Source organism: Flavobacterium sp. C3NV, assembly GCF_046825355.2.
In the GTDB taxonomy this organism is placed as follows: domain Bacteria; phylum Bacteroidota; class Bacteroidia; order Flavobacteriales; family Flavobacteriaceae; genus Flavobacterium.
This window is the reverse complement of the sequence record NZ_JBKQBJ020000013.1, coordinates 58,853-82,356: the sequence shown is the minus strand read 5'-3', so window position 1 is coordinate 82,356 and position 23,504 is coordinate 58,853. Positions and strand designations below refer to the sequence as shown.

Sequence of the window (23,504 nt, the reverse complement as noted above, 5' to 3'; positions counted from 1 at the left end):
GATACCCTTTTTTGTATTTCTATATCGTTTTCGGCCACTACATTTGTCATTATGAAAATCAGAAAAACAACATTCATAGTATTGCAAATTCTATTTGTGATAATCATAATCGGAATGAGTTTATTGATTTTCTACTTTATCTAACATTAACCTAAAAAACCAAAATGAATGTTCACAAACCAAAATTTCAAATCGCTTAAATGGTGTTTGCTGGTAGCTTTTTTACTGGTGAATGTTGTTATGAATGCACAGGAAAGAAAAGTCACCGGAAAAGTTACTTCAAGCGAAGACTTACTTGGGCTCCCTGGTGCTAATGTATATGTAAAAGGTTCTTCGGTTGGAGGATCTGCAGACATGGATGGAAACTATAGTGTTTTCGTTTCGGAGAAAAATGCGGTATTAGTTTTTAATTATGTGGGATATCAAACTGTTGAAGTTCCTGTGGGAAACAAAACGGTCATCAATATCAGTTTAAAACCAGATACTAAAAATCTTGATGAAGTTATTGTGGTAGGTTACGGAACGCGTAAAAAGAGCGACATTACAGGATCAGTTTCTTCTGTAACGGCAAAAGAACTGACAGCCTACCCTACTCTAAATGCTGAACAGGCTCTACAAGGCCGTGCAGCAGGGGTTTCGGTACAATCTAATAACGGTGGTGAACCAGGTGCTCCCGTAAAAATCAGGGTTCGTGGAGGAACATCAATCAACGCAAGCGGTGACGCTCTTATTGTTGTCGATGGTTTTGCAGGAGTTTCTATGCCGGCACCTCAGGATATTGCTTCTATTGAGGTTCTTAAAGATGCATCGGCTACAGCCATATACGGATCCAGAGGTTCAAACGGGGTTATTATGGTTACGACCAAAAAAGGTAAACCTGGAAAACCAGTTATCGAATTCAGTAATTCAACATCGGTACAATCTGTCAACAATAAATTAGATTTATTAAATGGGCCACAGTTTGTGGCGTACAGAAAAAGTTTTACCACACATACTGATGGTGGTGCTAATACAGACTGGCAGGATGTAATTTATCGCGAAGGAATGATTTCGAACACCTCATTATCTTTTTCAGGAGGTTCTGATAAAATCAGGTATTATGTTTCAGGAAACTATTTCAACCAAAACGGAGTCGTAATTAATTCCGGAATAGATAAATACACGATTGTAAGTAATGTTGAAGCAGATTTAACCGACAAGTTTAAAGTGGGTTTGAATATGTTTCAAAGCAAACAAAACAAAGACGGAATTATTAGCCAGACGGGCGCTGGAGGAACTGGTGCAGCGGGTGTAATTGCAGCGGCGTACAGATTTATGCCGGATAAAGGAATTTATAATGCTGACGGAACGTATACGACAACTGCTCCAATTGGGGACGATATTGATAATCCGTATGCAACGGCGATGGATAATATTCTTGAAACACTTTCGACCGTAAACAGAAGTAACTTTTTTGCTTCTTATCAAATTACAAAAGATTTAAACTTTAAAACTACTTTAGGTTTAACGGATAATAATTCTCAAACCGGACGATATATTCCGTCGACTTTGATTGCAGGAAAAAATGTAAAAGGAGAAGCTTCTATAAACAATACCAAGTTTTCTTCTTTCCTTACAGAGAACTATTTAACGTTTAAACGTGAGATTATTGACAAAGGAATCCTGACGGTTCTTGGAGGATATTCGTATCAAAAAAATAAAAATGACCGTGCTTATGCCGCATCAAGAGGATTTTTAACGAATTCTAACTCTTACCATAATTTAGGTGCAGGAACGGTGTATTTAAAACCGGAATCAAGTTTGTCTGAAACAGAATTAATATCGGCTTTTGGAAGGTTGAATTTTGATTATGATGATAAATATTTATTCACCTTTACAGCACGTCGTGACGGCTCTTCAAGCTTTAGTGAAAACTACAAATACGGGACTTTTCCTTCCGGAGCAATTGGATGGAATGTTAGTAAAGAAAACTTCTTAAAAGACAGTAAAACTGTTTCTAATCTTAAATTAAGAGCGAGTTATGGTGCCACGGGAAACCCGTCTATCGATGCCTACTCTACGCTTTCTAAATTTTCTGAAGTCTATGATGTAAGTGGCGACGTGATTGTAAATGCGGTTCAGCTTACGGCAATCAATAATCCTAATTTAAAATGGGAAACATCTTATCAACAAGATTACGGAATTGATTTGGGTTTATTTGATAACAGAATCAGTATTACAGCCGATTATTATAAAACAATTACCAAAGATTTATTGTTCAACAGACCTTTACCAGGAATTTCAGGAATAGCTTCTCAGCTTCAAAATGTGGGAGAATTAGAAAACAAAGGTTGGGAATTGGGCATTAATACCAAAAACTTTATTGGAGCAGATTTTACCTGGTCAACCAATTTTAATATTTCTTCGAACAAGAATAAAATCCTAAAACTGGCTGACAACAAAGATCTTTTGATCAACTCTGCGCCTGGACATTTTCTTGCAACAGAATCTCAGATTTTAAGAGTTGGTCAACCTGTTGGTTCTTTCTTTGGGTTTGTGTATGATGGTGTAATTCAGCAAGGAGAAGCGGTGCTTCCCGGAAATTTTGAAACTATTGCCGGAGGAGAAAAATTCAAAGATGTAAATGGCGATGGAAAACTGGATTCTAATGATAAAACGATTATCGGAAACCCAAATCCTGATTTCATCTTCGGATTCAATAATGATTTCACTTATAAAAATATTGATTTAAATATCTTTTTTCAGGGTTCTGAGGGCAATCAGATTTTAAATTATACTTTGATGGAACTGGCTTCAGGAAATAATAATGCCACTACAGAAGTTTTGGATGCCTGGACGCCAACAAACACCGATACCAATGTGCCAGTAAATGCTGCAAGAACGAAAAGAATTACTTCAAGATTTGTTTATGATGCAAGTTACATTCGTTTAAAAAACGTGTCTATAGGATATAGTTTAGATGATAATGTGGTTTCAAAAATTGGATTAAGCAAAGTTCGTTTCTACATCAGTGCACAAAACTTATGGACTATTACCAAATATCCCGGTTCTGATCCTGAGGTAAATTACCTGAATGATAACAATTCAAGAAGTAACACCAACTTAGGATTGGATTACGGAAGTTATCCTAATGTAAGAACCTTTACTTTTGGTTTTAATTTAAAATTCTAGTTTAAAAAAATAGTATTAAACACATAGTTATACGCAAAATGCTATGATTATTGATGCAAGTGAAACGCCTTATTTAGTGTTCCAAAAAGCTATGTTTCTATGTGTTAAATTATACACCCAATACCTAAAAAATAGTATTATGAAAAAATATATAGCTTTTCTTTTCTTGGGAATATTCGCATTTGGATGTTCAGATCTGGAAGAACATCCTGTAGGAACTATACGTCCTGAGAACTTCTTTAATAATACAGATGATCTGCAAGCTGCTGTAAACGGAGCTTTTGCCAACATTGCACACAATAATTATTGGGGAAGAGAATTTACCATTGCCCTAATGTTGCGCGATGATATGGCCGATATTGGCGACAGAACCACTCAGGCGGCACGTATCGATGTAAATGATATGAACATGAATGATACAAATGCTCTTGTAGCCAACTTTTGGCCACAATCGTATATCATTATCGCAGCAGCAAATCAAGCGATTGCAGGTGCTAAAAAAACTCCGGGAGATCCGGCAAAAGTAAACGCAATTGTAGCGCAGGCTTATTTTGCAAGAGCTTTTACTTACTACCATTTGGTGCGTATTTTTGGCGATGTTCCTTATATTGATTTTCCGGTAAACGAGGTTTCTCAGGTTGATAAATTAAGCAGAACAAAAGAAGCTGATATTTATCCAAAAATCATCGCCGACTTAGAATTTGCAAAACAATGGCTTGAGGATAAACCAAAAGTAAAAGCCGTTCCCGGAAAAGGTACAGCAGCAGGATATTTGGCATCCGTTTATCTTACTTTAGGAAATTACCAAAAAGCCTACGACGAATCTAAATATGTAATTACCAACGAAGCCAAATTTGGTCTAGGTTTAGATGCTGATTTTCAGGATTTATTCAATGCTACAAAAGCAGCAGCTCTAAAAGAACCTTTGTTTACAATTGACTTTAATAATTTAGTTTCAGGAAACTACGGTCAGGATTATACGGCATTTTTTACAGGTTCTTTAAAAGATGACAGTTATAGTTATGGGCAAGGATTCTCGGTAGCAGTTCCGTCGCTAAAAGTTTTTAATACCTGGGATCAAAGAGATTATAGAAGAGCGGTAAGTTTTGATACGATTATCAGAAAAAAAACCGGTCCGGGTGGAGCTTTACAAATTTACCCTTCGAGTGATAACGAAAAAGCGCCACGTCCGCATATTGCAAAATATTACCGTTTTCCTGGAAAAGCCGGTGCGAACGGAAGAACTTCTCAGCACAATTATATTACGATGCGTTTTGCAGAAGTATTGCTAACAGCTGCCGAAGCCTTAAACGAAATTACTCCGGGAACTACAGAAGCTGACGGTTATGTAAACAGAGTGCGCGCCAGAGCCCGAAACAAAGCCGGTAAACTGGTTTCTTTTCCTGCGAATGTTACACCGGGATTATCTCAGGCCGATTTTAGAAAAATGGTTATTGAAGAAAGAAGACTGGAATTCGCTTTTGAATACATCAGATGGTACGACATCAAAAGGTTGAAAAACGGTCCGGAAGTTTTTGGTCCAAGTGGTTTAGAGCCTCACGCCAATTTTAATCCTGCAAAAGATTATTTATTTCCATTACCGGGAACTGAGTTAGCAATTAATCCTAATTTAAAACCGAATAATCCTGGTTACTAAAGCATAAGAATGAAAATTAAAAATTTAGAATTAAAAATTAAAAATCTTTGGAATCGCAATTATCCTGAGTTTCGTTTTTCATACCCATTTTAAACAAAACTATAACCAATTTTTAATTTTTAATTCTCCATTTTTAATTAAATAAACAATAATAAGTATGAGTAAAGTTAGTAATTTTGCTTTAATCCTGGGGTTTGCATTGCTGGTAACAGCGTGCAAATCAGGGATTAATTCTACAACAAAAAACACCTCTGCAGCAGCAGAAAATCTTCTGGAAGCCCGATATAAAATGTTACTCGCTTATCCGGTTGATTCGATGTCGATGCCAAGAAGTATGAACATCAAAACCAATGAGATTAAAAAAGTTCCCTCAAGAGACTGGACAAGCGGATTCTTTGCCGGAAATCTTTGGCAATTGTACCGATTGACAGGGAACTCTGAATATAAAAAACAAGCCGAAAAATGGACGCCTTTCAGCAAAAAAGAAAGCGTAAACAGAAATTCTCATGACGTAGGTTTCAAAGTATATTGTGCTTACGGAGAAGCTTTAAAAGTAGAAAACAAACAAGAATACAAAGACGTCATTATCAAAGGAGCAGAAACTTTATGTACTCGTTTTGACGCAAAAGTTGGCGCAATCCGTTCTTGGGATTTCAATAAGGAAATTTGGGATTATCCTGTAATTATCGATAACATGATGAATCTCGAATTACTTTTTGAAGCCACAAAACTATCCGGTAACAAAAAGTATCAGGATATTGCGATTAAGCATGCCAATACGACGCTCAAAAACCAATTTAGAGACGATAATAGCTGCTATCATGTTATTGATTACAATCCAACAACAGGAGCCGTTAGAAAGAAAACTACGCTTCAGGGATATAATGATGATTCGGTTTGGGCACGCGGGCAAGGCTGGGCGGTTTACGGATTTACCATGTCGTACCGATATACCAAAGATCCTGCATACCTAAAACAAGCCGAAGCTACCGCAAAGTTTTTTATGACCGATAAAAATCTGCCCGAAGACGGAATTCCGTATTGGGATTTCAGAGATCCTGCTATTCCAAATTCAGCGCGTGATGTTTCTGCTGCAACCGTTATGGCTTCTGCTTTGTATGAGTTATACGACTATACTAAAAACAACAGTTATTTGGCTTTCGCCGATAAAATAATCGCGACTTTACAATCGGATAAATACATTTTAGATCCAAAAATAAACGCGCCTTTTATATTCGATCACAGCACCGGAAACTGGCCAAAACACGACGAAATCGACGAACCAATAATCTATGCCGACTATTATTTTCTGGAAGCATTGTTGAGGAAAAAGTAAGAAGGATGAAGGTTCAAAGGTACAGAGTTACAAAGGGACAAAGGTTTTGAACTTTGAACCTCTGATACTTTGAGTCTTTGAAATCTCAACCTCAGAACCTTTATAGCTTTGTCCCTTTGTCCCTTTGCACCTTTGTCCCTATTTTTTAAAAAAAGCTTTACAATCTATGAATACCTCACCGTACCAAAATAATACATTTTATACTTTTGCACTTTTTGTTTTTTTTCAGATTTGTCTGAGCAGCAGTTTTGCTCAGACAAAAATGAATATCAATCACAATTGGCAATATCTGGAAAATCATACTCCAAGTCTTGGCGAAGCACAAAAAGCCACTAATTGGATTTCATTAAACTTACCTCATACCTGGAATGCCGAAGATGCAACCGATCTTAATCCGGGTTATAGACGTGATGCCAGCTGGTATCAAAAAAAACTGAACATTGCCTCTATCGATAAAGATCAGCTTTATTATTTATATTTTGAAGGATCGAATGTAACCACAAAAGTATATGTAAACGGTAAAGAAGCCGGCGGACATATTGGCGGATATATTGGTTTTACTATTGATATCACTCATTTTATCAAGCAAGGAAACAATGAAATTTTTGTTCGTGTTGATAACAGTTATGATATTGAAATTATCCCGTCGCAAAAAAGTGATTTCTATATTTATGGCGGAATAACGCGCGATGTCTGGTTATTGTCTAAATACAAAAATCATATCGAAAATTTAAAAATTACAACTCCTGAGGTTTCGGCAAAAAAAGCTTCTTTGAATATTGTTGCTTCAACTTTAAATTCTGAAAATTCAAAAGATTTATCCTTAACGGTAATTCTTAAAAATCCAAAAGGGAAAAAGATTGCCAGTAAAACGATTCCGGTTTTGGATAAAACAACGACCATTAAATTCGAGAATCTTAAAAATCCTGAATTATGGGATACAGAGAAACCTAATTTATATAAAGTGACTGCTTTCTTATCAGAGAAAAATCAAATCAAAGACAGTGTAAACGAAAAAGTAGGTTTTAGATGGTTTGAGTTTAAAGATCACGGTCCGTTTTACCTTAACGGAAAACGATTACTTATTCGCGGTACACATCGTCATGAGGAACAAGCCGGAGTTGGCGCTGCGATGAGCAACGAACAACATCGTGCTGATATGGAATCGATTAAAAAAATGGGTGCTAACTTTGTTCGTCTGGCGCATTATCCGCAAGATCCTGAAATTTACAAAGCCTGCGATGAACTGGGTTTATTAGTTTGGGATGAATTGCCTTGGTGCCGTGGCGGAATTGGCGGTGAACTTTGGCAAACGAATACCAAAAATATGCTGGCCGAAATCATCAATCAAAATTACAATCACCCGAGTATTATTATTTGGTCGTTGGGTAATGAAATGAATTGGCTGCCTGATTTTCCTGACGGAGATAATACCGAAAAAACGAATGTGTTCTTAACAGAACTAAACGACATCGCTCATAAAATGGATCCAACCCGAAAAACGGCGATTAGAAAATATTATGAAGGTTCGCAAATTGTAGATGTCTTCTCCCCTTCGATCTGGTCGGGATGGTATTCCGGAAGTTATAAAAATTACCAGAAAGCAATTGATGTTTACAAAAAAGAATACAAGCATTTTATTCACGCCGAATATGGCGGAGACAGTCACGTAGGCCGTCATAGCGAAAACCCAGTAACGGGAGAAAACATTATAAAATCTGATGGTTGGGAAGAAGCTATTGTACAAACCAAAGTGGCCAATATTGCCCAAATTGGCGATTGGAGCGAGAATTATATCGTTGATTTATTCGACTGGCACTTGCATATATCCGAGAATGATCCAACGTTTGTGGGTAATATTCAGTGGGCATTTAAGGATTTTGCAACGCCATTGCGCCCGGAAGATGATATTCCGTACATGAATCAAAAAGGACTTGTGGATCGTAACGGAAATCCAAAAGATGCTTATTATGTTTTTAAAAGTTACTGGAGCAAAGAGCCTTTTACCTATATCGAATCGCATACCTGGACAGAACGTCAAGGTCCCGAAAATACACCAAGAACATTGAGCGTTTTTAGTAATTGCGAAAAGGTTAGTTTATTTCATCAGGGGAAATCATTGGGACAAAAACAAAGAAACCTTTCGCTTTATCCCGCAAATGGCTTAACTTGGGATGTGAATTTCCTTAAAGGTGAAAATATTTTAATCGCAGTTGGAGAAACAAAAGACGGGAAAAAAGTTTCGGATACGATCAAAGTAAATTACCGTTTTAATAAAAATGATACGGCAACTTCTTTACAATTATCATCACAAAAATTAAAAAACGGCAATTATTTGGTAACGGCAATTGCAATTGACAACAACAATTTACGTTGTTTAGATTATGAGGAAAGCGTTTATTTTCAATGTTTAAAAGGTGGAAAAACCATGAAAAGCCAGGGAACTCCAACCGGAAGTGAATCTATAAAAATGGCCAATGGAAAGGCTTCTATCGAAGTGGTTCCTGATGGAGCCGGGATTCCGATTGAAATGACGGCTTTGAATCAGAGTTTTAAAGGGGAATATTTGAAGATTGCGAATTAATTAGCTGAACGGTTTAACCGCAAAGTTCGCAATAGTTTACGCAAGGGACGCGAAGTTTTTTTGTTTCACGCTGAATGAATCTCGCAAAGGCGCAAAGTTTTTTAAAGTTCCGGAGGAACGATTCATTTTGTAGCAACGGATTTTAATCCGTTAGAGAATTTGCAATCGTTTTGTCATCCTGAGGAACGAAGGATCACACTAGAAACTCCGTCTGCAATTCATCAATCTTTGTCGATTTATGCGTGCGATTCTTCGTTCCTCAGAATGACAAAAATGAGAATAAATGCTTGAGAAAATGAATGCGGAGATCCTTCGTTTAGAAAGACAAGCCAGACTTTGAAGTCAGATGATAAAAAATTTGCCCGCATCTGCTTAAATCTTTTTAAAATCTGCGTGAAATAAAAAATTCCGCCTGAAATAATAAAGATCAACAATTATGAAAAATACAATCTTCTACGGATTTGCCTTAGCAATGACCAGTTTTATAACCAATGCACAAGTAACCCTAAATGCCGACGGCCCTGACGGACTTGGTACTTATGAATTAATTACAAAAGTTTTGGCGCCTGGAACTACAAACGGTGCCGTAGAAGCTCCGGATGCTATTCATCCCAGTTTTGGAAGGCATATTGCGGAAGTTTATGATGATGATTTGAAGAAATATGTTTTTGAATTTAATCTACATGTTACGAACACGCCTCCGGACAATGAACCTGTAAAAGGTAAAACGGACAGGCAGCGTGTCGAAATAAAGTCATTCGAACCTTCTCCTGATAATTTAAAAGGAACAACTGGAGAAACGGTTCAGTACAAATGGCGTTTTAAAATACCCGTAGGATTTCAACCTACTAAAGATTTTACCCATATTCATCAGATTAAAGCGGTCGATGGCGATGCGGGCAATCCTTTGTTTACTTTAACTTTAAGAAAAATGACAAACGGTTCTAACCAACTCGAACTCATTTATGTTAAAGATGAAGCGACAAAAATGATAAAATACCAAACGGTCGATATGTCTTTATTTGAAGGAAACTGGGTGGAAGCAACAGAAACTATTAAAGTGGGCTTAAAAGGAACTTATGCCATAACTATAAAAAAAGTAAGTGACGGAACTACTTTGCTGAATTACAGCAATTCAAATATTCAAACGATTCGCGCTGACAATTCTTTTATTAGACCTAAATGGGGAATGTATCGCAGTTTGAAAGATATTGCGAATATGAAAGACGAAACAATGAGATTCTCTGATTTTAGCATACAAGAACTCACTACTTCATCTGGAAAAGATAAGTAGTTATCCAAAATATAAAATGACCAAAATAAATATAAGAATGAAAAAACTAATTACCTTATTACTACTAACAACTGCTTTTATCGGGCAGGCACAAAATTTAATCTCGAATGTTCCAAACAGAACCACAACTTCTTTAAACGGGGTTTGGAATTATATTATTGATCCTTATCAAACGGGATTTTACAGCTTTCATTTGGATCAATACGATAAACAGGCAAAACCATCAAATGGCGCTTTTTTTAATAATTATCATGCTGCAAACAAGCAGGAACTGGTAGAATATGATTTTGATAAATCGGCAAAAATTACTATTCCGGGAGATTGGAATTCGCAGGTTCCGGAACTTAAATATTATGAAGGAAATGTTTGGTTCAAGAAATCATTCGATTATGAATTAAAGGATAAAAAGCGCCTTTTTGTTTATTTTGGAGCGATTAATTATAAAGCGGATGTTTATTTGAACGGAAAAAAACTTGGAACTCATGAAGGTGGATTTACGCCTTTTAATTATGAACTAACTTCGATTGTAAAACCAAAAGACAATTATTTGGTGGTAAAAGTTGATAATACACGCCATAAAGAAGATGTGCCGACTGTGAATACCGATTGGTGGAATTATGGCGGAATCACGCGCGATGTTACTTTAATCGAAGAGAATGAATCGTTTATTGAAGATTATAATATTCAGCTTAAAAAAGGAAATGCGGCTTTGATTTCTGGTTTTGCAAAAATCAACAATTTAAATCCGGCGCAAAATGTTGTTACGATTTCGATTCCGGAATTGAAAATTAATTATAAAGGAAAAGTAGGTGCTGACGGAATTGTAAATTTTGAAATTCCTGCTAAGAAAATTTCTTATTGGTCTCCTGAAAATCCAAAATTATATGATGTGGTAATTGATTTTAACGGACAAAAACTAAAAGACAATATTGGTTTTAGAACCATTGAAACTCAGGAAGACAAAATTTTATTAAACGGAAAACAGATCTTTTTACGCGGAATTTCTATTCACGAAGAAAATGCAAAAGGCGGACGTGCCAACTCTGAAGAAGATGCTTTGCGTTTATTAAACTGGGCTCAGGAATTGGGCTGCAACTATGTTCGTCTGGCACATTATCCGCATAATGAAAACATTATCAGACTTGCAGACAAATTAGGATTAATGGTTTGGGAAGAAATTCCGGTTTACTGGACCGTTGAATTCACCAACGAAAAAACATATAAAAATGCCGAAGATCAATTGACAGCGGCTATTACAAGAGATAAAAACAGAGCGAGTATTATTATTTGGTCGATGGCGAATGAAACGCCAATTTCTGATGCAAGAAATACGTTTCTGAAAAATTTGGTGGTACATACAAAATCACTGGACAATACAAGATTAATCAGCGCTGCATTATTGACTCATAACGTAAAAGGAGTTGGAATGATCGATGATGAAATTGGTAAATCGCTTGATATTATTGCTTTCAATCAATATTTGGGTTGGTATGGCGGAAATTTAGAAAACGCTGAAAAGACATTTTGGGACACACCTTACAACAAACCAGTAATTGTTTCTGAATTTGGAGGAGATGCCAAAGCGGGTTTTCACGGAGAAAAAAACGAACGCTGGACAGAGGAATATCAGGAATACTTATACATTCAGAACCTGAAAATGATCGAAAAAATACCTCATCTTAGCGGTTTAAGTCCGTGGATTCTGGTAGATTTCAGATCTCCAAAAAGATTGCTTCCGGGAATTCAGGACGGTTACAATCGTAAAGGTTTAATTTCGAATGACGGTGAAAAGAAGAAAGCTTTTTATATCATGCAGAACTGGTACGCCAAAAAGAAAACAGAATAATATAAATTAAGCACTATTATCAATTCATTAACAAAAAACAAACTGTAATGATATGATTTTTATTCATTATTAACTTACTTTGTAGTTATTCTAAAAATTGTAATTCTATGAAAAAATTAAGTTTAATGGTAGTTACTTTGTTTGCTGCCTTTACAGTTCAAGCTCAGGAAGTAGTAAAATTTGCTCCGCTTGATGCAAGTCCGGTTGATATTTCTTATTTCCCAAACAAGGCAGTTAAATTCAAAAAAACTGATAATCCAAATCCTGTTGTAAAAGTTACTTACGCAAGACCTTCTGCAAAAGGACGTACAATTTTTGGTGATATTGTAAAATTTGGTGAAGTTTGGAGAGTTGGTGCAAACGAAAATACAGAAATCAAATTCTACAAAGCGGTAACAATTGGTGGTAAAAAAGTTGCAGCGGGTACTTATAGTTTATTTGCAATTCCTGAAAAAGACAAATGGACGATCATCATCAATAAAGAGCTTGATTTATGGGGTGGTTATGCTTACGACGAAAGTAAAGATGTTGTGAGAGTTTCGGTTCCTGTAAAACCAGTATCTGAAGTAATCGAAGCTTTATCAATTGCTTTTACAAGTAAAGATTCTGTAGCAAATCTGGTAATTGGGTGGGACAAAACAACTGTTGAATTACCTATTACGGTTAAATAATTAAAATATTTTTTGATATGAAAAGGGATACATTTTTAATGTCTCCCTTTTTTTGTAGCTAATTTTCAGTGCTACATAAGCATTGCCCGTGGTTTCAACCACGGGGACAACAGGATTGGATACGGATTGTTTTTTAATTACGTTCCCGTGGTTGAAACCACGGGCTATGTTTGAAATAGATACAAAAAAACTCCAGAGGAGCGATATATTTATAGAACCAAAATGTCAATTTGAAAACGAAGCTCCAGCGGAGCGACATATTTTTCACCCCTACAGGGCTCTGTTGCATATCATAAAATAATATCTATAAATATTTCGTCCCGCTCGGACTTGGTTGAAAATCTTGAAATCTCAAATAATATAGCCTGTGGTTTCAACCACAGGGACATGGGATTGGATATGGATTATTTTCTTTTGATTGCGTCCCCGTGGTTAAAACCATGGGCTATGTTTGAAATTGATAAAAAAAAAACGAGACGTTGAATGTCTCGTTTTTTATTTTAAACCTTTACGGTTTCTATAATTTTATCCAGCGTAATAGGTAAATCTCGTACCCGTTTTCCTGTTGCGTTAAAAACTGCATTGGCAATTGCCGGAGCCATTCCTACGAGGGCTGTTTCTCCAAGTCCTTTTGTTCCCATTGGGTTACTAATTGGATCTTTTTTATTGACAAAAAATATTTCCTGTTTTTCAATATCGGCATTTACGGGAACATGATAATCGGCAAAATTATTGTTTATAGGGCGACCAAATCTGTGATCGATTTCTAGCGATTCCATCAATCCCATTCCGATTCCTCCTACCGCTCCGCCATACATTTGCCCTGCCGAAGTTTTCTGATTGATTACGGTTCCAATATCAGCGCAGGAAACCACATGTGCTAATCTGATTTTTCCAAGATTTGGATTTATCAATACTTTTACAAAATGTACAGAGAAAGAATAAATCGAGTATTTTTTGGCCTCTTCAGAAGCTTTTGATTCATTTTCGACTACTAATTCTTCTAATTTATTTGCGTTCAATACCTCAACTAAAGAAATACTTTTCGAACTGTCTTTTTTTGAAGTTACTAAACCATTCGCAAAGGCCAGATTAGTAATAGGCACATTCTTTAATGCGTCTGATTTACTCGCCAGTTCAATGGCTTTTGTTATTAATAACTGGCAGGAATCGTTGACCGCTGATCCTACAGATGAAGTGGTTGCTGAACCTCCTTGGGTTGGTCCTTTTGCAAGACCGCTTTTTCCCATTTCGATAATCACATTTTCACTTAGTATTCCGGTTACATCGGCACCAATCGCGGTCATCATAGTGGCTGTTCCGGGCCCCATATCGTTTACGCTACATTGCAAAACCAAAGTACCATTGGTTAAAAATTTAGCTTTTACAGAAGTAGGACTTCTATAACAGCCAAAAGTTCCGGTTCCCATTCCGTAACCTACGAGCCATTCGCCCTCACGAACAGATCCGGGTTTATTTTTACGGTTTTTCCAGCCAATGCGTTCCATACCGCCTTCATAGCATTCTAAAAGATATTTGCTACTCCAGGGTTTATTTTGTTCGAGATCTTTTTCGGCATAATTCAGTTTGCGAAACTCAATTGGATCCATATCTAATTTATGAGCCAACTCGTCCATAGCACTTTCTAAAGCAAAAGAACCTGTTGCTTCTCCCGGACCACGCATCCAGATCGGCGTACAGGTGTCAAGAGGAACAATACGATATCGGGTTGAAACATTGGCACAGTCATAAATAAATCGGGACATATTTACGGTACCTTCCATAAAATCTTCATAACTCGAAGTCATGGCGATAGCTTCATGCGTTAATCCTGTCAGTTTGCCTTCTTTGGTGGCACCAAGACCCATTTTCTGAATCGTATAAGGTCGAAATCCTACATTGGTAAACATTTGTTCTCTATGCAATACCAGTTTTACAGGACGATTTATTTTTTTTGCGCCAATAAGGGCTGCAATTTCATAAGGCCATGTATGCAATCCCATCCCAAAAGCACCTCCAAGATATTCTGAATTTACAGAAACATCTGCGGCAGGAATCCCAAATACATCTCCCACACTTTTACGGGTTCCTTCTACACCCTGACTTTTGGTATAAAGTATAGGTTTATTTCCGTCCCATTTGGCAATGATGTTAGCCAGTTCCATTGGGTTATGCACTTCGGTTGGTATGGTATATTCTTCTTCAAGAATTACTGCTGCATTTTTATAGCCGTCCTCAACGCCACGATGATAATCTTTTGCACGTTCCGGAGTTTTTCCTTTATCTTTTACTTTTTCAAGTTCTGTTGAATGGTCTTCTTTTAAATAATCTGCTTTGATCAGACTGGCAGCATATTGCATACGCTCAAAAGTATCTGCAATTACCAAAGCAATGGGCTGATCATAATAACGAACCGAATCATCCTTAAAAATCTGAAGTGGCTGACCTAAGTTATCGCGTTTTTTTGGTTGTTCGTATCCAACTGGTTTATCTACATTAAGATGTGTAATAACAGCTAAAACTCCCGGCGCCCATTCGGCTTTTTTGGTATCAATAGTTTTAATTCTTCCTTTGGCAATCGTACTTCCTACGAGGCATGCATAAGCAACGCCTGGAGTTTTATACTCGGCTGAATAGGTGGCTGAACCTGTTACTTTAGCAAATCCGTCAACTCTGTTTATATTACTTGTCTTGCTCATAATTCAAATTATTTAGATGCTGCTATCGTTAATGCTTCAGTAATGGCGTTTGGTCCCAGTGTTAATTTAAAATCATTATCACCGTAACCTCTTGCGCCATGCATGGCCAAATCAGCTGCTTGCCTGAATGTGGTTTCAGAAACTGTTTTTCCTTTCAAAAATTCTTCTGCTTCTGTGAGTCGCCATGGTTTATGCGCCACGCCGCCCATTGCAAGCCTTGCATCTTTAATCGTATTATTTTGAATATCTAAACCTACGGCAACAGATATTAATGCAAAAGCATAACTGGTTCTGTCGCGAACTTTTAGATAGTGGCTGTACTTCGCAAAATTGTTATTAGGAATCTCGATTGAAGTAATGATTTCTTTGTTTTCAAGTGTATTGTCTTTTTCCGGCATATTGCCTGGAAGCCTATGAAAGTCAGTAAACTTAATTTCTCTTTTTCCTTTAGGGCCTTCAACAAAAACGGTAGCATCTAAAGCTGCAAGTGCCACACACATATCACTTGGATGCACGGCAATACAACTATCAGAAGCACCAAAAATGGCATGCATTCTATTAGATCCGCCAATGGCGCCGCAGCCACTTTTGGGAGTTCGTTTATTGCAGGGCATATCAGTATTATAAAAATAGGAACAACGTGTACGTTGTAACATATTTCCTCCTACACTTGCCATATGCCTAATTTGTTGCGATGCACCGGCAGCTAGTGCCAATGCCAGTAAAGGATATTTTTCCTGTATTGTTTTATCTTCGGCAACCTGACTGTTTTTGGCCATTGCGCCAATTGAAACTTTTCCTGTCAGGAATTCTATCTTTTTTAAATCTACCCCGTTAATATCTATAAGTTTATCAGGAGCGACAACATTTTTCTTCATCAAATCGACAAGATTGGTTCCTCCCGCAATAAACATGGCTGAGTTTTCTTTGGCAATAGTAGTTACTGCTGATTTTGATGATAATGCTCTTATGATCTGAAAGTTTTTCATACTAGCTTCCCTCCTTCCTTAACTTCTGTAATGGCATCGACAATATTATGGTAAGCGCCGCATCTGCAAATATTTCCGCTCATATATTCCCTAATTTCTTCTCTGCTGTTGGCATGACCTTCTTTGATACAGGCTATACCTGACATAATTTGTCCGGGGGTACAATAGCCACATTGAAAACCATCATTTTTAATGAAAGCTTCCTGCATGGGATGTAGTTTTTTCCCTTTCGAAAGTCCTTCAATGGTGGTTACCTGAGCGTTTTGCTGCATGGATGCCAATGACAGGCAAGATAGTATTCTGGTGCCATTTACATGAACGGTACAAGCGCCACATTGCCCATGATCGCAGCCTTTTTTGGTTCCGGTAAGTAACAATTGTTCTCTTAATAAATCAAGCAGCGTGGTTCTGGGCTCTACATTTAGATTGTGCTTTACGCCGTTTACTTCAAGCGATAACGGAACGGTCTCTAAATATTCTGCGATTTTTTCATCCCATTTATTATCAGAAGCCATCACCAATGAAGGCGGTGTCAAAGCAAGTGCAGTAAATAATCCGGATTTTTTTATAAAATCACGACGTGAAGAACTCGATTCTTCTTCTACTGCTTTGTTTTTAATTGTTCTTTTGGCAGCCATGCATACTGTTTTTAAATTAGTAAAATCTAATGTTACTCCTAACAAATTTAAGAATCCTATGCGACAAAAAATTACAAAATTCACATAAACACCATTTTAAATACAATTTAGAATCATTAAAAAAATTAGATTTAAATTACTAAATTGTATTTTTACTTTATTAAGAATTAAAAAATGTCCCTACAGCAACCCATTTACCTCGATAATAACGCTACTACCCAACTTGACGAACGTGTACTTGATGCCATGCTTCCTTATTTTACCCATTCCTATGCGAATGCCAGTAGCGGTCATTTAGCAGGATTAACCGTAAATGAAGCTGTCGAAAATGCTTCGTGGCAAGTTGCAAACCTGATTGGGGCAACTCCGGAAGAGATCATTTTTACGTCGGGCGCAACAGAATCAATCAACTTAGCTATAAAAGGGCTTGCAAATCAAAACAAAAAACATATTGTAACGGTTATTACAGAACATAAGGCTGTTCTGGATACCTGCCAATTTATGGAAAGTATTGGTTTTGAGGTTTCTTATTTACCCGTGGATTCCGATGGTATTTTAGATCTTCAGCTTTTAAACGATTCTATTACCGATCAAACCTTAATGGTTATTGTGATGATGGTGAATAATGAGATTGGTGTGATTCAGGATATTGATAGAATATCAGCAATAGTTCATTCGAAAAAAACTCTTTTTATGTGTGATGCCACTCAGGCTGTTGGAAAAATGGCTATTGATGTACAAAAATCAGGGATTGATCTTTTGGCTCTTTCGGCACATAAATTTTACGGACCAAAAGGTGTTGGTGCTTTGTATCTTTCCGCGAAAGCGAAATTAAAATTAACTCCACAAATACACGGCGGCGGACAGCAACGCAAATTACGCAGTGGAACACTAAATGTTCCCGGAATTATTGGTATAGGAAAAGCCTCTGAAATTGCCGAAGCCGAAATGAAAACAGATCAGGAAAGAATACAAAAGCTTAGAGATCGTCTTGAAAAATCTTTACTACAAATTGAAGGATCGTTTGTAAACGGAAACACCTCAAACCGAATATACAATACGTCGAATATTTGCTTTCCGGGAGTGAATTCTGAAAGTCTGATTCTAGCTTTGCAGAATATTTCGGTTTCGAATGGTTCGTCCTGCTCTGCTGTTACATCCGAACCTTCGCATGTATTGAAGGCTTTGGGTTTATCTGATGAAAATGCTTTGAGTTCAATTCGTTTTAGTTTAGGGAAATTTACAACTGAAGGAGAAATTTTAGTGACTATTGAGAGGGTTTGTACTTTGGTAAGAGAGCTTTAGTTTTTTTTTTGCCACGAAGGCACTAAGGCGCAAAGTTTTTTTATTTGCTTAATGATTTCTGATAAGGTCGCTATTTTTTTATGTCTAATAATTTCTCGCAAAGGCGTGAAGTCGCAAAGTTTTGTATTTTTTAATGCTTATGATTTCTTGTTAAGCTGCTAAGTTTCTTTTTTTTAAGCTTCGGAGAAGCGATATATTTATAGCTAATAAATTCGGCAATTGGAAAAAGCTCCAGCGGAGCGACATGTTTTTTTTGCCATAAAGGCGCGAAGACACTAAGATTTTTTTATGTCTAATAATTTCTCGCAAAGGCGCGAAGTCGCAAAGTTTTTTATTTTTTAATGCTTATGATTTCTTGTTAAGCTGCTAAGTTTCTTTTTTTTTAAGCTTTGGAGAAGCGATATATTTATAGCTAATAAATTCGGCATTTGGAAAAAGCTCCAGCGGAGCGACATGTTTTTTTGGCCATAAAGGCGTGAAGACACTAAGATTTTTTTTTATATTTAATAATTTCTCGCAAAGTCGCAAAGTCGCAAAGTTTTTTATTTTTTAATGCTTATGATTCCTTGTTAAGCTGCTAAGTTTTTTTTTTTTTAAGCTTCGGAGAAGCGGTATATTTATAGCTAATAATTCGGCATATGGAAAAAGCTCCAGCGGAGCGACATGTTTTTTTGGCCACAAAGGCGAGAAGACACTAAGATTTTTTTTATGTTTAATAATTTCTCGCAAAGACGCAAAGTTTTTTTTTAAAAGTCTCAATTTAAAGGATCGAATAATTAAAATCTATATTTAAATTACCTTATCACTTTCCCTCTGAACCTTTGTTCCTTTGAACCTTTCTTTAAGAAATAAGCTCATTATAATCCTCAATAGTATCGATGTCTACATTGCCTTTTTCGAAAGGAACTGCAATAGTATCTTCTAAAAATCTATTGATTATTTTTTTTGCGCCTTCCTGACCTTTTAGTTGTAGCAACTCGGTGAAATATTTTTTATGGAATAGTACCGGGGTCCCTAAGGTTGCTGCGTATTCACAGGCGGCAATTCCTTTTACTGTTTTTTGATGTTCTTTTATCAAGTTCTCAAAGACGATAGTTGTAATAAAAGGCTGATCGCAAACCGTAAAAATGCATTTTTGGATATCGGGATTTAAGCGTAACAATTCTTTTAAACCTGTTGCTATAGAAGATGACATTCCCAACTCCCAATCAGGATTGAAAATTGTTTTTATTTCGGGATCAGTAATTTCTTTTTCGATCAGTTCGTGATTCGATCCGGTAACGACTATAATTGCAGTATTTGGTACCTGAGAAGCTTGGGAAATTGTATTTTTTAAAAGAGAAGTATTTTTATACAAAAGCAATTGTTTAGGCTGTCCCAATCTTGATGAACTTCCTGCTGCTAAAACAACAATTCCTGTTATCTCTTTCATATTAAACAAGATGTATTGGTTGCAGTATGTATTTTTTCTGTTTTATATTTTAATGAAGTTCCTTGTTTACCGCTCATTACCGCTTTTATTTCAGCCACGATCGATAAGGCAATTTCTTCTGATGTTTCTGCTCCCAAATCAAGTCCTATTGGGCCGTAAATGATGTTTAATTTTTCTTCTGTCAATTGTATGCCTTCATTGTTCAAATCATCGAGCATACGATTGAGTTTTGTTTTTGGACCTAAAATTCCAATATAATTACAATTGATTTTTATGAGAAGTTTTAAAACAGCCAAATCATATTTATAATTATGCGTGATCAGGACAAAATAAGTCTGTTCGTCGATAATAATATTTTCCAGTAATTGTTCCGGTTTTACAACAAATACATTTTTGGCTTCCGGAAATCTTTTTTTTGTAGCATGTGTTGCTCGGCCTTCGCCAATGGTAATTTCCCAACCTAATAAAGAAGTCATTTTTACCAATGGCTGAACGTCATTTCCTGCTCCAACAATTACCAGAGAAACGGGAGGATTTATATAATCTGCCAAAACCTCATTCTCCTGATCATCGTGAAGTTTTTTTATTAATGTTGTTTTGGCATTCAATGCCTCTTTTGCATCTTGCAGAATATTAAGTGTACTATTACTGCTGTAAATTAGTTCTTGATTTTCTCTGTAAAACAGTATTGTTCCTTGCTGAATTGCTTGTCTTTTTAATGAAAAAACGGTTGCTACGACAGCATCTTTTCGTTCCAGTTCTAACTGCTGCAAAAGCTTTATCGGATTATTCTCTACCTCATCATTAATATATTCAAAAAGAATATGAACAATTCCGTTGCATCCTAATTGCAAACCTACTTCGCTATCCTCTTCATTACTTGTATTGTAAGTAATTAATTTGTTTTGTTGCTGATGGATGGAAAGAAGCGCTTTTCGCAATGCATCGCCTTCTAAACAGCCTCCGCTAATGGCGCCTGTTAGCAAACCATCCTCGGTAACGAGCATACGAGCTCCAGGCTGACGGTACGAAGAACCCTCGACCTTTACCACGGTGGCAAGTGCTGTCTTTTTTCCGGCGGCTTTTGCCTGGGAATGTGCTTTTAGAATCTCGTTTATTTCTTTCATACTACTAAATCGTGCGTAACAAAAATAGCTAATTATTTTTTTGCCGAATATCTAAACATCTTAAAGTATTAACTCAATAAAAATATTTTTAACCATTACATTTAAATCGATATGATTCCCATGACCATCGCTGTTTTTACCGCTTCGGTTGTATTGGCGACTTTCATTTTTTCGATAATATTTTGTCTGTGACGGCGTACAGTATAAACCGAGATATTGAGCTGCGTGGCAATTTGTGCGCTGTTGCTTCCTTTTGCTACCAGTGTCAGGATTTCGAGTTCTCTTTTAGAAAGCAGGGTTTGTTCGTAATGTTTGTATTTTTCGATCGAAATAACTTCACCAGTTTCGATATTGACTATTTTACCGTCGATTCCTAAACGGGGCTGAATATCTGCCGATGGTGCATAAAGACACAATGCCAGCCAGACGCTTCCGTTGCTAAAGCTTTTTAGGTAAATGGTTCTGTGATTGATGTAGGCACAATTTTCCAATGTATTTTGAGTACGAATGCGGCTTGATGTACTGTACTTATGACTGTCCTGATAAGGCAGTGTTTTTAGATATTGAAAATAATTCAGTTCTAAGATATGACGCTCGATTAAATCGTCTGGATGAATTTTGGTGAAGATACATTCTTCAAAGGCAGAATCGATCACAGAGTTTTCTGCCGGTAAACCAAATACTTTTCCGAAATTCCCTGCATAAATATAACTGCAATCGGCTTGAAAATCTGATAAGACGGCCACACACTGATCGAGACTGACATAACCTGCAACTAATTTTTTGAAGGTTTCTATATCATTGCATTCTTCTATCGAAAATGTTTGTTCTAATAAAGTAGCTGATAATTGATTCTCGACGGATACATTTGACATAAACAGGATTAAAAATGGTTAATTTTACGTATTGCAGCTTCTGCAAAGCGGTGGTATTTTTGATAAACTAAAATATAATTTTTCTATTTAAAAAAAGCACTTTATGAAATCAAAATTTTATGTTTTCTGCATTTTATCCGGTTTAACTTTACTATCGGCCTGCGGAAACAATAACCAAAAAGAAGTATCAGAAGGAACTTCAAAAAACAGCCAAAAAACGGATTCTGCCTTTGTAAACGGGAGTCCCTGCGATATTAAACTTGCTAATATTCATTTTACTAAATCTATTAATGGCGCTGATACTTTGGCGAAAGCCGATGCAAATGGCAAAGTAATTTTCCGCGCAGGCGAAAAGAAAGATTATTTTTCGGATCCTAATGGTGAATTATCCAACAACACTGCTCCTATTCTATTATCAAAAGTCGATAATACCAAACCTTTTACTTTAATAGCAAAAGTAACGCCTGAATTTACAGAGAAAGGATTGTACAATGCGGGTGTTTTATATATTTATGTGCATGATAATTTTTATCAAAAATTTTGTTTTGAGCAGGACGAACGCGGCAATCATCGTGTGGTAACGGTACGCACGATTGGAACTTCTGACGATAATAATCATGATGTTGTGACGGCTCCAACGATTTACATGAAAATATCATCAGATACCAAAACAGTGGCCAGTTATTATTCTTTGGATAAAAAAAACTGGCAAATGGTTCGTTTGTACAAAAACAATTATCCTAAAACAATCTGGATGGGAATTAGTACCCAATGTCCTGTAGATAAAGGAACACAAAGTATTTTTGAAGAGATTAGCTTAGATCAAAAAAGTGTGACCGATTTTAGAATGGGGAATTAATTAAACCAGAAGTTACCATTTTGTAACTCCCATAGAATCAATTATTTTTTGTATTTGTATGATTTATATGATCAAGTTTTGTATTTTTATCTGTAGCAAAATAAATAATATTTAACTTAAATAAAACTACATGGGAAAATTTGTAATTACTAAAAGAACCAATGGTGAATTCCAATTTAATCTAAAAGCAGGTAACGGCCAGACTATTTTGAGTAGTGAAGGTTATTCTTCAAAAGCTGCTTGCTTAAACGGAATTGAATCTGTGAAAACAAATTCTAAGGATGATTCTAAATTTGATAAACTGGAATCTAAAAGCGGTAAACCGTATTTTAATTTAAAAGCCAGCAATGGTCAAATCATCGGATCAAGCGAAATGTACGAAAGTACAAGCGCGAGAGATAACGGAATTGCATCAGTAAAAACAAATGCAGCTGACGCAACTACAGATGATCAAACAGTATAATAGATTTTTATAATGATAGAAAAAACGGGGTTATGCGACCCCGTTTTTTATGCTTAAACTTTTTTAAGTTTTGTAACTGTGTCTTTTACTCAGTAAAATCGCTATTCTTATCAAACAAATAAATCCTGATATTACTTATATTACTTTTTGAAAATAAGCCAAGGGAATCCGGTTTTCGTTCGACTTTTTTTGAAGAGTAACCTTCCTTTCTTAAAACTATTTTACAGATTTTATTTGGTTTTACTTTTAAGATAAAATATCCTGTGCTATCTGTTTCGGTTTTATTTCCGTTGCTGTCTATTTGTACATTTTTAATGGGCTTTTCGGTATCATAATCATATACATAACCTGATAGAGTATTGTTAGTGCAGCTACAGAATAATAGTATGAGGACAATTAGGCTTATTTTTGATTTCATTTCTTTAAAAAATATTCGAACCAAATTATACTCCTTTTACAGAATACACAATACCCACTTTTAGTGATTTTTTTGGTGCCAAAATAAAAAGGGTGCCTGAAAAATTTCATACACCCTTTGGTAAGCGATAATTAAATCGT

General features: G+C 36.3%; 17 protein-coding genes. 10 read left to right on the top strand and 7 right to left on the bottom strand.

The features are described from left to right. Positions 1 to 168 precede the first annotated feature (168 nt). The 7 genes from ACIDC4_RS17935 to ACIDC4_RS17905 all read left to right on the top strand — a co-directional run bounded on the left by ACIDC4_RS17935 (position 169) and on the right by ACIDC4_RS17905 (position 12,559). Positions 169 to 3,171 (top strand): SusC/RagA family TonB-linked outer membrane protein, encoded by a 3,003-nt coding sequence (locus ACIDC4_RS17935; protein WP_412043625.1) that lies wholly within the window; start codon positions 169 to 171, stop codon positions 3,169 to 3,171. Positions 3,172 to 3,310: 139 nt separating this feature from the next. Further along, positions 3,311 to 4,828, top strand: a complete 1,518-nt coding sequence (locus ACIDC4_RS17930; RefSeq protein ID WP_412043624.1) for a RagB/SusD family nutrient uptake outer membrane protein — start codon at positions 3,311 to 3,313, stop codon at positions 4,826 to 4,828. 157 nt (positions 4,829 to 4,985) lie between these two features. Continuing rightward, positions 4,986 to 6,164, top strand: coding sequence for a glycoside hydrolase family 88 protein (locus ACIDC4_RS17925; RefSeq protein ID WP_412043623.1), 1,179 nt, complete (start codon positions 4,986 to 4,988; stop codon positions 6,162 to 6,164). A gap of 166 nt (positions 6,165 to 6,330) precedes the next feature. After that, positions 6,331 to 8,748: a glycoside hydrolase family 2 protein gene (locus ACIDC4_RS17920; RefSeq protein WP_412043622.1), complete on the top strand. Its 2,418-nt coding sequence runs from the start codon at positions 6,331 to 6,333 to the stop codon at positions 8,746 to 8,748. Between the two features lie 436 nt (positions 8,749 to 9,184). Then, positions 9,185 to 10,042, top strand: a complete 858-nt coding sequence (locus tag ACIDC4_RS17915; RefSeq protein WP_412043621.1) for a heparin lyase I family protein — start codon at positions 9,185 to 9,187, stop codon at positions 10,040 to 10,042. A 37-nt stretch (positions 10,043 to 10,079) separates the two neighbouring features. Then, positions 10,080 to 11,888 carry a glycoside hydrolase family 2 protein gene (locus ACIDC4_RS17910; protein ID WP_412043620.1) on the top strand — a complete coding sequence of 603 codons (1,809 nt, stop codon included), beginning with the start codon at positions 10,080 to 10,082 and terminating at the stop codon, positions 11,886 to 11,888. Positions 11,889 to 11,995: 107 nt separating this feature from the next. Further along, entirely contained in the window at positions 11,996 to 12,559 is a 564-nt protein-coding gene (locus tag ACIDC4_RS17905; RefSeq protein WP_412043619.1) for a DUF2911 domain-containing protein, read from the top strand. Between the two features lie 500 nt (positions 12,560 to 13,059). On the opposite strand, the gene ACIDC4_RS17900 is transcribed toward ACIDC4_RS17905, so the two are convergent. Genes ACIDC4_RS17900 through ACIDC4_RS17890 form a run of 3 tightly spaced genes read right to left on the bottom strand, consistent with a single transcriptional unit; the run spans position 13,060 to position 16,885 of the window. After that, positions 13,060 to 15,258, bottom strand: coding sequence for a xanthine dehydrogenase family protein molybdopterin-binding subunit (locus tag ACIDC4_RS17900; protein ID WP_412043618.1), 2,199 nt, complete (start codon positions 15,256 to 15,258; stop codon positions 13,060 to 13,062). Positions 15,259 to 15,266: 8 nt separating this feature from the next. Further along, entirely contained in the window at positions 15,267 to 16,247 is a 981-nt protein-coding gene (locus tag ACIDC4_RS17895) for an FAD binding domain-containing protein (RefSeq protein WP_412043617.1), read from the bottom strand. Beyond that, entirely contained in the window at positions 16,244 to 16,885 is a 642-nt protein-coding gene (locus ACIDC4_RS17890; protein WP_412043616.1) for a (2Fe-2S)-binding protein, read from the bottom strand. The genes ACIDC4_RS17895 and ACIDC4_RS17890 overlap by 4 nt, the downstream gene beginning before the upstream one ends. Positions 16,886 to 17,059: 174 nt before the next feature. On the opposite strand from ACIDC4_RS17890, the gene ACIDC4_RS17885 reads away from it, so the two are divergent. Further along, entirely contained in the window at positions 17,060 to 18,190 is a 1,131-nt protein-coding gene (locus tag ACIDC4_RS17885) for a cysteine desulfurase family protein (protein ID WP_412043615.1), read from the top strand. Positions 18,191 to 19,031: 841 nt separating this feature from the next. Here the strand turns inward: ACIDC4_RS17885 and ACIDC4_RS17880 are convergent. The 3 genes from ACIDC4_RS17880 to ACIDC4_RS17870 form a co-directional block, all read right to left on the bottom strand. Further along, positions 19,032 to 19,622: a nucleotidyltransferase family protein gene (locus tag ACIDC4_RS17880; RefSeq protein ID WP_412043614.1), complete on the bottom strand. Its 591-nt coding sequence runs from the start codon at positions 19,620 to 19,622 to the stop codon at positions 19,032 to 19,034. Continuing rightward, the gene (locus ACIDC4_RS17875; protein WP_412043613.1) at positions 19,619 to 20,749 is read right to left on the bottom strand and encodes an XdhC family protein; all 1,131 of its coding nucleotides are present in this window, start codon (positions 20,747 to 20,749) and stop codon (positions 19,619 to 19,621) included. Before ACIDC4_RS17875 ends, ACIDC4_RS17880 begins: the two co-directional genes overlap by 4 nt. Positions 20,750 to 20,850: 101 nt before the next feature. Next, entirely contained in the window at positions 20,851 to 21,624 is a 774-nt protein-coding gene (locus ACIDC4_RS17870; protein ID WP_412043612.1) for a response regulator transcription factor, read from the bottom strand. Positions 21,625 to 21,727: 103 nt separating this feature from the next. Between ACIDC4_RS17870 and ACIDC4_RS17865 the strand changes: the two genes are divergently transcribed. Both ACIDC4_RS17865 and ACIDC4_RS17860 read left to right on the top strand, forming a co-directional pair. Beyond that, a complete protein-coding gene (locus tag ACIDC4_RS17865; RefSeq protein ID WP_412043611.1) occupies positions 21,728 to 22,483 on the top strand; it encodes a DUF1349 domain-containing protein in 756 nt (251 codons plus the stop codon). A 130-nt stretch (positions 22,484 to 22,613) separates the two neighbouring features. Beyond that, complete coding sequence (locus ACIDC4_RS17860; RefSeq protein ID WP_412043610.1) at positions 22,614 to 22,946, top strand: YegP family protein; 333 nt, start codon at positions 22,614 to 22,616, stop codon at positions 22,944 to 22,946. Between the two features lie 85 nt (positions 22,947 to 23,031). On the opposite strand, the gene ACIDC4_RS17855 is transcribed toward ACIDC4_RS17860, so the two are convergent. Further along, the gene (locus ACIDC4_RS17855; RefSeq protein ID WP_412043609.1) at positions 23,032 to 23,364 is read right to left on the bottom strand and encodes a peptidase associated/transthyretin-like domain-containing protein; all 333 of its coding nucleotides are present in this window, start codon (positions 23,362 to 23,364) and stop codon (positions 23,032 to 23,034) included. Positions 23,365 to 23,504 lie beyond the last annotated feature (140 nt).